Annotated in this window: 11 protein-coding genes; 3 read left to right on the forward strand and 8 right to left on the reverse strand. The window is 74.1% G+C overall.

The window, feature by feature from the left end; all coding sequences use genetic code 11:
• Positions 1–27: 27 nt before the first annotated feature.
• Both glmS and C7M71_RS02025 read right to left on the reverse strand, forming a co-directional pair.
• On the reverse strand, positions 28–1,854 hold the full coding sequence (glmS, locus tag C7M71_RS02020) for a glutamine--fructose-6-phosphate transaminase (isomerizing) (RefSeq protein WP_111491997.1): 1,827 nt from the start codon (positions 1,852–1,854) through the stop codon (positions 28–30).
• Between the two features lie 32 nt (positions 1,855–1,886).
• Positions 1,887–2,162: a hypothetical protein gene (locus C7M71_RS02025; protein WP_111491998.1), complete on the reverse strand. Its 276-nt coding sequence runs from the start codon at positions 2,160–2,162 to the stop codon at positions 1,887–1,889.
• A 200-nt stretch (positions 2,163–2,362) separates the two neighbouring features.
• Here C7M71_RS02025 and C7M71_RS02030 point away from each other — a divergent pair, with 200 nt between their 5' ends.
• Positions 2,363–3,811 (forward strand): pyridoxal phosphate-dependent decarboxylase family protein, encoded by a 1,449-nt coding sequence (locus C7M71_RS02030; RefSeq protein ID WP_111491999.1) that lies wholly within the window; start codon positions 2,363–2,365, stop codon positions 3,809–3,811.
• Positions 3,812–3,841: 30 nt separating this feature from the next.
• On the opposite strand, the gene C7M71_RS02035 is transcribed toward C7M71_RS02030, so the two are convergent.
• The 3 genes from C7M71_RS02035 to C7M71_RS02045 form a co-directional block, all read right to left on the reverse strand.
• The gene (locus tag C7M71_RS02035; protein ID WP_111492000.1) at positions 3,842–4,414 is read right to left on the reverse strand and encodes a YbaK/EbsC family protein; all 573 of its coding nucleotides are present in this window, start codon (positions 4,412–4,414) and stop codon (positions 3,842–3,844) included.
• Between the two features lie 28 nt (positions 4,415–4,442).
• Positions 4,443–5,123, reverse strand: coding sequence for an O-methyltransferase (locus C7M71_RS02040; protein WP_111492001.1), 681 nt, complete (start codon positions 5,121–5,123; stop codon positions 4,443–4,445).
• Between the two features lie 245 nt (positions 5,124–5,368).
• Positions 5,369–5,944: an XRE family transcriptional regulator gene (locus C7M71_RS02045; RefSeq protein ID WP_111492002.1), complete on the reverse strand. Its 576-nt coding sequence runs from the start codon at positions 5,942–5,944 to the stop codon at positions 5,369–5,371.
• Positions 5,945–6,078: 134 nt separating this feature from the next.
• Here C7M71_RS02045 and C7M71_RS02050 point away from each other — a divergent pair, with 134 nt between their 5' ends.
• Complete coding sequence (locus C7M71_RS02050) at positions 6,079–6,945, forward strand: EamA family transporter (RefSeq protein WP_111492003.1); 867 nt, start codon at positions 6,079–6,081, stop codon at positions 6,943–6,945.
• Positions 6,946–6,967: 22 nt separating this feature from the next.
• Here C7M71_RS02050 and C7M71_RS02055 read toward each other — a convergent pair whose 3' ends face one another.
• Together C7M71_RS02055 and C7M71_RS02060 are read right to left on the reverse strand one after the other, a co-directional pair.
• A complete protein-coding gene (locus C7M71_RS02055; protein WP_111492004.1) occupies positions 6,968–7,627 on the reverse strand; it encodes a DedA family protein in 660 nt (219 codons plus the stop codon).
• 236 nt (positions 7,628–7,863) lie between these two features.
• A complete protein-coding gene (locus C7M71_RS02060) occupies positions 7,864–8,073 on the reverse strand; it encodes a DUF1918 domain-containing protein (protein WP_111492005.1) in 210 nt (69 codons plus the stop codon).
• Between the two features lie 158 nt (positions 8,074–8,231).
• Between C7M71_RS02060 and C7M71_RS02065 the strand changes: the two genes are divergently transcribed.
• Complete coding sequence (locus tag C7M71_RS02065; protein ID WP_114914133.1) at positions 8,232–9,413, forward strand: DUF5685 family protein; 1,182 nt, start codon at positions 8,232–8,234, stop codon at positions 9,411–9,413.
• Between the two features lie 7 nt (positions 9,414–9,420).
• On the opposite strand, the gene C7M71_RS02070 is transcribed toward C7M71_RS02065, so the two are convergent.
• Complete coding sequence (locus C7M71_RS02070; RefSeq protein ID WP_111490902.1) at positions 9,421–10,293, reverse strand: class I SAM-dependent methyltransferase; 873 nt, start codon at positions 10,291–10,293, stop codon at positions 9,421–9,423.
• Positions 10,294–10,346: the final 53 nt, after the last annotated feature.

Below are 10,346 nucleotides of genomic sequence, written 5' to 3' on the forward strand. Positions count from 1 at the left end.
CGACTCTCGACTCATGCGGCGGTGCGGCTACTCGACGGTGACGCTCTTCGCCAGGTTGCGCGGCTTGTCGACGTCCCGCTCCAGGGCCACCGCGGCGTGGTACGCCAGCAGCTGCAACGGGATGGAGAGCAGCAGCGGGTCCAGCTCGGGCTCGTTCTTGGGGACCGTGATCGCATGGTCGGCCAGCCGGGCGTCCGGCACCCGGTGGCCCACCGTCAGCACCCGGCCGCTGCGGGCCCGGATCTCGCCCAGCGTGGTGAGGTTCTTGTCCAGCAGCTCGTCGTCCGGGACGACCGCGACGGTCGGCAGCTCGGGGCTGATCAGCGCCAGCGGCCCGTGCTTGAGCTCGCTCGCCGGATAGGCCTCGGCGTGGACATAGGAGACCTCCTTGAGCTTCTGGGCGCCCTCGCGGGCGACCGGCCAGCCGCGCACCCGGCCGATGAACATCATGCCGTCGTGCTTGGCGTACTCCGCCGCCAGTTCGGCGATGCGCTGCTCCTGGGCGAGGATCTCCCGGATCTGGTCCGGAAGGGCCTTCAGCCCGGCGCAGATCCGCCGGCCCTCGGCGGGCGACAGGTCGTGGATGCGGCCGAAGTGCAGGGCGAGCAGCGCGAAGGCGACCACGGTGGAGGTGAACGCCTTGGTGGAGGCCACCGAGATCTCCGGTCCGGCGTGCAGATAGACGCCGCCGTCGCAGGCGCGGGCGATGGCGCTGCCGACGGTGTTGACCACACCCAGGACACGGCCGCCCTTGCGCTTGACCTCCTGCACGGCGGCCAGGGTGTCATAGGTCTCGCCGGACTGGCTGACCGCGATGTAGAGGGTGTCCGCCTCGATCACCGGGTTGCGGTAGCGGAACTCGGAGGCCGGTTCGGCATGGGCGGGGATCCGGGCCAGCTCCTCGACCAGCTGGGCGCCCATCTCGCCGGCGTAGTAGGCGGAGCCGCAGCCCAGGATCTTGACCCGGCGGATCTCGCGCAGCTCGCGGGCGTCCAGGTTGAGGCCGCCGAGGTGGGCGGTGTGGAAGCGGTCGTCGAGACGGCCGCGCAGGGTGCGCTCCACGGCGGCGGGCTGCTCGTGGATCTCCTTCACCAGGTAGTGCTCATGCCCGCCGGTGTCATAGGAGCCGAACTCCCAGTCGACGGTGGACGGCTCCTTGGCGGTGGTGCGGGCGTCCTCGGTGAAGGTGCGGAAGCCGTCGGCGCGCACGGTGGCCAGCTCGCCGTCGTCCAGGTGGACCACCTGGCGGGTGTAGCGGACCAGCGCGGCGACATCGGAGGCGGCGAACATCTCCTTCTCGCCGATCCCCAGCACGATCGGGCTGCCGTTGCGGGCGGCCACGATCCGGTCGGGCTGCTCGGCGTCCAGCACCGCGATGCCGTAGGTGCCGACCACATGGGTGAGCGCCTGCCGTACGGCGTCCTCCAGTTCGGTGCCCTCGGCGACATGCGCGGCGATCAGATGGGCCAGCACCTCGCTGTCGGTCTCCGAGGCGAAGGCGACGCCGTCGGCGGTGAGCCGGGCGCGCAGCTCGTCGGCGTTTTCGATGATGCCGTTGTGCACCACCGCGATCCGCTGGGAGCCGTCCAGATGCGGATGGGCGTTGGCGTCGCTGGGCTCGCCATGGGTGGCCCAGCGGGTGTGGCCGATGCCGACCGAGCCCTTGAACCGGGCGGGCAGTGCCTCGGCGAGGTCGGCGACCCTGCCCTTGGTCTTGCGGACCTTGAGGCCGCCGCCGCGTCCGCAGACGGCCACACCGGCCGAGTCATAGCCCCGGTACTCCAGCCGCTGAAGGCCCTCCAGCAGGATGGGGGCGGCGTCCTTGGGGCCGATGTAGGCGACGATGCCGCACATGGTGGTCTCCTCCTGGGGTGGTGGGGTCCGGCTCAGCCGTAGACGATGCGGCGGAGCTGCCGGGCGGACAGCTCGGGCGCGGCGACCCGGCGGGCGGGCAGCTCGGCGGCGATCCGGGCGAAGATCTTCTCGTTGGTGAGGCCACGTGCCTGGAGCTCGCCGTGGCGGCGCCGCACATACTCCTCGGCGGTCTCCGAGAAGTACGCCAGCACATCGGCGACCACCCGCGCCGCCTCCCCGGGCGCCAGCGGACTGGTGCGGGTGAGGTGGGCGAGCAGGTCCTCATGCGGATGCTGTGGAAGGGGCACGGAGCAGGAGCCTAGGCATACCGCGCCGGACACACCAAGATTCCTGCCCGAATTCGGGCAGGAACGGCACCCTTCCGGCTCGTCGCGGCCCCAAAGGCCCGACGGTGGGACGGGACACGTACGATCGACTGCGCCCGCAGCGCCGACGACGCCGCCCCCGGGACCCACCCCGCGCCACCCCCTCCCCTGGAGCACCGACGTTGAGCGAGACCCCCCGTGAGGACTTCCGCGCCGCCGCCCACGCCACGGCCGACCTGGTCGCCGACTACCTCGGCGGGGTGGCCGAGCGCCCGGTGTGGCAGCCCACCGGCGAGGCGGCGCGCGAGCGGCTGCTGACGGCTCCGCTGCCCGCCGCCGGACGGCCGCTTGAGGAACTGCCGGCCGCGCTCTCCACCGAGGTGATGCCGTACCCGATGGGCAACGGCCACCCCCGCTTCTTCGGCTGGGTGAACTCCGCCCCCGCCCCGGCGGGCGTACTGGCCACGCTGGCCGCCGCCGCGATCAACCCCAGCTCGGCCGGCGGCGACCACGCCGATGTGCACCTGGAGCGGGCGGTGGTGCGGTGGATCGCCGAACTGGTGGGCTTCCCCCATGAGCCGGGCGCCGGCATCCTCACCTCCGGGACCTCCATGGCGACCATCCTCTGCCTGGCCGCCGCCCGGGAACGGGCCGCCCGCCGGGCCGGCTGGGACGTGCGCGCGGACGGACTCGCCGGGATGCCCCCGCTGGTCGCGTACGCCACCGGCGAGACCCACTCCTGTGTCCGCAAGGCCGCCGAGCTGCTGGGCCTGGGCAGCCGCCGGCTGCGTACCGTGCCCACCGACGCCGACGGCCACCTGGACGTGGCGGCGCTGCGCCGGGCGGTGGCGGCCGACCGGGCCGAGGGGCTGCTGCCGTTCCTGGTCGCGGCGTCCGCCGGCACGGTGAACACCGGGGCCGTGGACCCCCTGGACGCCGTCGCCGACCTCTGCGCCGAGGAGGGCCTCTGGCTGCATGTGGACGGCGCGTACGGCGCCTTCGGCGTACTGGACCCGGAGATCGCCCACCGCTACGCCGGGATGGAGCGGGCCGACTCGCTGGCGCTGGACCCGCACAAGTGGCTGGGCGTGCCGGTGGACTGCGGCTGCGCGCTGGTCCGGGACGCCGCCGGGCTGCGGGCCACCTTCAGCCTGGTGCCGCCCTATCTGCGCGACGAGCAGGCCGGCGGGCTGGGCTGGTTCTCCGAGTACGGCATGGAGCAGACCCGGCCGTTCCGCTCGCTCAAGGTGTGGGCCACCATCGCCCACCGGGGCAGGGACGGCATCGCCGCCGACATCGCCCGCTGCACGGCGCTCGCCCGGCACTTGGGCGCGCTGGTGGAGCAGGACCCGGAGCTGGAACCGGCGGCCCCCGTCGAGACCTCCATCGTGGCCTTCCGCCACCGCGCCCCCGGGCTCTCGGACGAGGACGTGGACGCGGTCAACCGCGACCTGCCTGCGGCCGTGCAGCGGCGCGGCCGGGCCTTTGTCACCGGCACGGTGCTGGACGGCCGGGAGGCGCTGCGGGCCTGCCTGCTGAACGCCGCCACCACCGAGCAGGACCTGGAGGTGCTGCTGGCTGAGGTGCGGGCCGCAGCCGCCGAGCTGGTGGCCGAGCGGCGGCGCGGCTGACGGGGTGCCCGGGCCCGCTCAGCCTCAGCCTCAGCCTTGGCCGAGCGGGACGCCCAGCCCTTCCAGCACCTCGGCGCCCGGCAGCGCGGCCAGGACCTTGCCGGGCAGCAGCAGCTTGGAGCGGCGCACACCGCTGCCGACGACCACCCAGGGGGCGTCCGCAGCGGCGGCGTCCACCAGCAGCGGCCAGGCGGCGGGCAGGCCGACCGGGGTGATGCCGCCGTACTCCATGCCGCTCTCCGACACCGCGGTATCCATCGGCGCGAAGGACGCCTTGCGGGCGCCGAGGTGGCGGCGGACCAGGCCGTTGACGTCGGCCCGGGTACCGGCCAGCACCATGCAGGCGGCCAGGGTGGTGGTGGAAGCGCGCTTGGCCGCGACGATCACGCAGTTGGCGGACTGCTCGGGCAGCACGCCATAGGTCTCGCAGAAGACGGCGGTGTCGGCGGCGTCCGGGTCGGTGTCGACGACCAGCACCGACTCCACGGGCTCGGCCGCGCTCCACGCGGCCAGGGCGGCGGCCACCGGCGCGGCGACCAGGTCGGGACGTTCCACGGCGGGCCAGGCTTCGGCGAAGGTACCGATCGGTGCGCTGCTGCTCATGGCGGGATCCTATGCCGCGCCACCGACGTCAGGTGGCGGCTTTCGCGTCGACCACGGCCAGGGTGAAGCCGTCATAGCCCTTGCTGCCCACGGTCTGCACGGCGGTCGCGGTGACCCCGGGCTCGGCGGCGATCAGCTCATGCAGGCGGCGCACACCCTGGACGGCCGGGTCGGTGGAGGCGGCGTCGGCGACGGCTCCGCCGCGCACGGTGTTGTCCACGATGATCACCGTGCCGGGGCGGGAGAACCGGAGCGCCCAGCGGAAGTAGTCGGCATTGCTGGGCTTGTCCGCGTCGATGAAGACCAGGTCGAACGGGCCGTACCCCTGCTCGGCGAGAACGGGGAGGATGTCCAGGGCCGCTCCCTGGCGGATCTCGACCCGGTCGGCGAGACCCGCCCGCTCCACATTGGCGCGGGCGACCTCGGCGTGCCGGGGGTCGATCTCCAGGGTGACCAGGGTGCCGTCCTCGGGCAGGGCGCGGGCCAGCCAGATGGTGCTGTACCCGCCGAGGGTGCCGACCTCCAGGATGGACCGGGCCTGCTGGACCCGGGCCAGCAGGTGCAGCAGCTTGCCCTGGCCGGGGGTGACATTGATCGAGGGCAGTCCTGCGGTCTCGCTGGCCCTCAGCGCCGCGTCCAGCGTCGGGTCGGCACCGATCAGGGTGGCGGTGAGGTACTGGTCGACTGCCGTCCACCGGTCCTGTGTCATGGGCTTCCCTCTTCCTGTGGTTGGTCGCCTGCCGCCACCATGATCCCCCGCCCCGGCGTGCCCCGACGGGAGACACAGAGAGGCGGCCGAATGCCAGACGCTGGGCGCTGGGCGCTAGGCGCTGGGCGCTGGACGGCGACAGCGAGGCCGAGAGGGCAGGCCACACCGCCCCTGTCCGGACCGGCACAGCCAGGCCGAAGGCCAGGAGGAGGCGGGAGGCGGGGGCCCGGCGGCCAGGGTGGGGGTCAGCGGGGGGCGGGGGGTACGGAGACGACCATGGTGAGGTGGAGGGGGAGGTCGGCGGTGTTGCGGTAGGCGTGGGGCAGGGCGGCGTCGAAGGAGGCGGTGGTGCCGACCGGGACGGTGTGGTCGCGGCCGTCGACGGTGAGGGTGAGGACGCCCGCGTCGACCCGGACCAGTTCGACCGTGCCGGGCGGGTGCGGGTCGGAGGAGTGGCCCTCGCCGGGTTCGATCCGCCAGGACCACAGCTCCAGCGGGCCGGGCGCCTCGACCCCGGCTTGCAGGGTGCCGCTGCTGCCCGCCGGGGTGGTCCACAGCGGCACCGCCTGCTCGGCCGGGACCAGCCGGACCGCCGCCCCCTCGGCGTAGTCCAGCAGCCGGGCGATGGAGACCCCGAGGGCGTCGGCGAGCCGGACGACCGTGCCGACGCTGGGGTTGGTACGGGCCTGCTCGATCTGCACGATCATGCCTCGGCTGACCCCCGAGCGGGCCGCCAGGGCGTCCAGGGTGTGTCCCCGGTCGCTGCGCAGCCGCTTCAGGTTGCGGGCGAGCGCCTGCGAGACAACGTCGGTGTCGGGCACGCCGTCGACCCTTCCTATGGTCCAGTAAATTGCATCGCGGAGTTCACTCTGCTGCACTACGCTCCAGGCTGTCCGCAGAGTCCATCGAACTGTACTGCGAGGTTCACCATGCTGCCCTGCTCCGAGATCGCGCCATGACCGCACTGCTCGCCCTCACCAGCAGCCTGCTGTGGGGGTTCGCCGACTTCGGCGGGGGCCTGCTCACCCGCCGGATGCCCGCCCTGGTCGTGGTGGTCGCCTCGCAGGCGGTCGCCGCCGTGCTGCTGCTGGGGGCCGTGGCGGCGACCGGGGCCGTGGGTGACGCCGGTCCACGGCTGCTGTATGCGGTGGCGGCCGGGGTGATCGGACCGCTGGCGATGTTCTGCTTCTACCGGGCCCTGGCCATCGGCCCGATGGGTGTGGTGTCGCCGCTGGCCACGGTGGGTGTCGCGGTGCCGGTCGGGCTGGGCCTGGTGCTCGGCGAGCGTCCGGGGGCCGCCCAGGCCGCCGGGATCGCCGTGGCCGTCGCGGGGGTCGCCCTGGCGGGCGGGCCCGAACTCCGGGGGGCGGCGGTGGCACGCCGCGCAGTGGTGCTGACCCTGACCGCCGCCTTCGGGTTCGGCGCCGTGATGGCGCTGATCACGGAGGCGTCGGCGGGCGGCGGGCTGCTTCTCGCGCTCTGTGTGCAGCGGGTCTGCAATGTCGCCGTCGGCGGGGCCGCGCTGCTGCTCTCGGTCCGCCGCGATCCGGTCGGCGCGCTGCCCGCCGGCGGCCTCTGGCCCGCCGTACGGCTCCGGCTGCCCTCGCTGGCCTGGGTGGGCGTGGCGGATGTGGCCGCCAATGGCTCGTATGCGCTGGCCGCGCACGGCGGCCAGGTCTCGGTGGCGGCGGTGCTGGCATCGCTCTACCCCGTGGCCACCGCCCTGCTCGCCCGGGGGGTGCTGAAGGAGCGGCTGCGCCCGGTGCAGGCGGTGGGGGCGGGCCTGGCGCTGGTGGGCACGGTGCTGCTGGCCGCCGGGTGACCCGACGCGGCGGGCGGGGCGGTCACTCCCCGGCGGGGGCGGTCACCGACTCCGGCTCGGCGGCGGACTCCACCTCGCGGGCGTGCATGCGGGACGCCCGCCGCTTCATCAGCAGGAACGATCCCGCGCCGAGGCAGACGGCCAGGATCAGGCCCACATAGGAGAACCTCTTGAGCCAGTCCTCGGCCACCACGCCCAGGTAGTAGACGGCGGCCGTGGTGCCGCCCGCCCAGATGACGCCGCCCAGCACATTGGCGACCAGGAACTTCCAGTACGGCATGCGCAGCGCGCCCGCCAGCGGCCCGGCGAAGATCCGCAGCAGGGCGACAAAGCGGCCGAAGAAGACCGCCCACATGCCCCACTTCTGGAACGACCGCTCGGCGGACCCCAGGTGCTCGGGGCCGAAGTGCTTGGGGAAGCGCCGCCCGAGCCGTTCGAAGAGCGGCTTGCCGCCCTTGCGGCCGATGGCGTAGCCGATGGAGTCGCCCACGATGGCGCCGACGGTGGCACAGACACCCACCAGCACCGGGTTGACCGTGCCGTGCGAGGCCAGCAGGGCGGCGGCGACCAGGGCGATCTCACCGGGCAGCGGGATGCCCAGGCTCTCCAGGCCGATGATCAGCCCGACCAGCGCATAGACCGCCGTCGGCGGGACGCTCTCGATCCACACGTCGATATGCAACGCCGCTACCTCCGTGGGCGGTCGATGTCCGCTGTCTGCCGCCGATGCGCTGCACAGACGCTGCTACCTGCCGCTGAAGCCTATCCCGGCCGCCGCTGACCGGGACCGACCCCACGGGGGCCGACGCGGCCTCCGTACGCCCCCGGTTACTCCGACGAACCAGGTCCCCCGCACGGTTCCCGCCGGGCCCAAGTGGCCGCCGCCCGTCTCCGGGCGGCGGCCGGGGGCGCTCGCGGTCAGCGCGCGCCGGGTCCGTGGTGGGTTGCGAGATGCTCCACGATGCAGTCCGGGCCTGGGAAGATGAGCCGTTCGTGGCCGTCCTCGAAGCGCACCAGATAGGGCGGGGAACCGTCGGGTCCACGGACCTCGGCGATCCGGCCGATCCTCTCCTGGGCACCGACCGTGCGGCCGTGGATGTGCACCATGTCCCCGATGGCGGCGTGCATGGCAGGCCCTCCTTTCGCCGACGATGCCTCTCCCTTCGTTGGTATCAGGCACGGGCTCCCCTGTCACCCGCTGGACGGCCACCCGTCGGCCCACCCCGCGCGGACCGCCTCTATGCTGTGACCGGTCTCAGGGCCAAAGGGGCTTACAAGGGGGGAACGTGTTCGGCATCATCCGGCCGTGTCGGCACCGGCTGTCCGAGCGGTTGCGCACCTCCTGGGTGGCACACCTGTGCGGCCTCTGCCTCGCCCTGCGCGACGACCACGGCCAGCTCGCCCGTACGGCCACCAACTACGACGGGCTGGTCATCTCGGTGCTGGTGGAGGCGCAGTCCGACCGCGCCGACTCCACCGGGCGGCGTACCGCCGGGCCGTGCCCGCTGCGCGGGATGCGCACCGCCGAGGTGGCGCGCGGCGAGGGTGCCCGGCTGGCGGCGGCGGTGTCGCTGGCGCTGGCTGCGGCCAAGGTCCGGGACCATGTCGAGGACGGGGACGGCGCCTTCGCCCGCCGGCCGGTGGCCGCCGGGGCGCGCGCGGTCGCCGAGCGATGGGGGCGGCAGAGCGCTGGCGGCGGTGCCGGGGTGGGGTTCGACACCGGCGTACTGCTGGACGCCGTCGCCCGGCAGGGCGAGCTGGAGCGGACCGCGGGGCCGGGCACCTCGGTGCTGCTGGTCACCGAGCCGACCGAGACGGCCACCTCGGCGGCGTTCGCCCATACCGCCGTACTCGCCGGGCGGGAGGCGAACATCGCGCCGCTGGCGGAGGCCGGCCGCCTCTTCGGCCGACTGGCACATCTGCTGGACGCGGCGGAGGACCTCACCGACGACACCGAGCGCGGCGCCTGGAACCCGCTCACCGCCACCGGTACCGACCTCGGCGAGGCGCACCGGCTCTGCCGGGACGCGGTGCATGGCATCCGGCTTGCACTGGACGACGTGGAGTTCGCCGACGGGGCGCTGGCCCACCGGCTGCTGGTGCATGAGACGGCCGCAGCCGTGGACCGGGTCTTCGGCCGCCCCGGGCACAGCTGCGCCTCCGGCGGCCACGCCCCGGGGGAGGCGCCCCCGGAGGCACCGGAGGACCCGTCCGGGCCGCAGCCGCCGGGCCTGGTGCCACCGCCGCGCCGGGGTCTGCTGGCGGGTTGCGCGGTCTGGGCGATGATGGCCTGCACCTGCCAGCTGTGCTGCCGCGAGCAGTACCCGGACCCATGGACCGGCAAGACCCGGAGCGGCTGCTGCCAGAGCGCCGACTTCTGCTCCGGCTGCGACTGCTGCTGCGACGGGTTGGACTGCTGCGGGGATGACGGCTGCTGCGGCTGCGACTGCTGCGGGTGCGACTGCTGACGATCCGTCACCCGATGGCGGTGCGGCCCGGCTCGGCGAAGGCCAGATGGACCACCGACGGGCGCTTGGCCCGCAGCACGGGCAGCCGGGCGGCGTACGGCAGCAGGGCGCCCAGCAGTCCCCGGCCGGGCGGCGGCAGGACATCCCGTACCTCGGCGATCCCGGGGTGGGCGGTGCGCAGCCGCTGCTGCTCGGAGGCGTCCATGCCCCAGGGCATCGGCGGCGCCTGGTAGCTGCCGACGCGCAACCGGCCCTCGGTGGCCAGCCGGCTGAACCAGCGCGGCACCGCGTCCATCACCAGCCCGCCACCGGGGAAGTGCGCCGCACAGCCGGCGATCACCTCCCGGACCTCGCCCGGCCGCAGATACATCAGCAGCCCCTGGGCGGTGATCAGCACCCCCTGGGAGGCATCCACCTCGCGCATCCAGCGGTCGTCGGTGACCGAGCAGGCGATCAGCCGCTGCCGGGGGCCGGGCGGCAGCAGCCGCTCGCGCAGCGCCACCGAGCCCGGCAGGTCGACGGTGAGCCACTGGGCGCGGCCGTTGTCCACCCGCCAGAACTGGGTCTCCAGCCCCTCCCCCAGGCAGACCACGGCGCCGCGCGGGTGGCGGAGCAGGAAGTCGGCCACCTCCCGGTCGAAGCAGCGCACCCGCTGCGCCTGGAGCTGCGACTGGAAGCGGACGGCGGCGGAGGAGGGCGCCCCGAACCGCTCCTCGAAGGGGTAGTCCAGGGTCTCCACCAGCCGCACCGCCATCGGGTCGGGCAGCAGGGTGTCGGGGCGGCGGGCCTCCACGGCGCGGTGGTACAGCGTCCAGAGCGCCGTCTCGGAGACCGGCCCGAGTCCGGCCGGGGTACCGGTGGGCCGGTCGTCGGTCGTCATCCGCGTCCCTCCTCGGTACGGGCGGTGCCGGTACTCTCCCCAGTCTGGCATCG

It is taken from the genome of Peterkaempfera bronchialis, assembly GCF_003258605.2.
Lineage (GTDB): Bacteria > Actinomycetota > Actinomycetes > Streptomycetales > Streptomycetaceae > Peterkaempfera > Peterkaempfera bronchialis.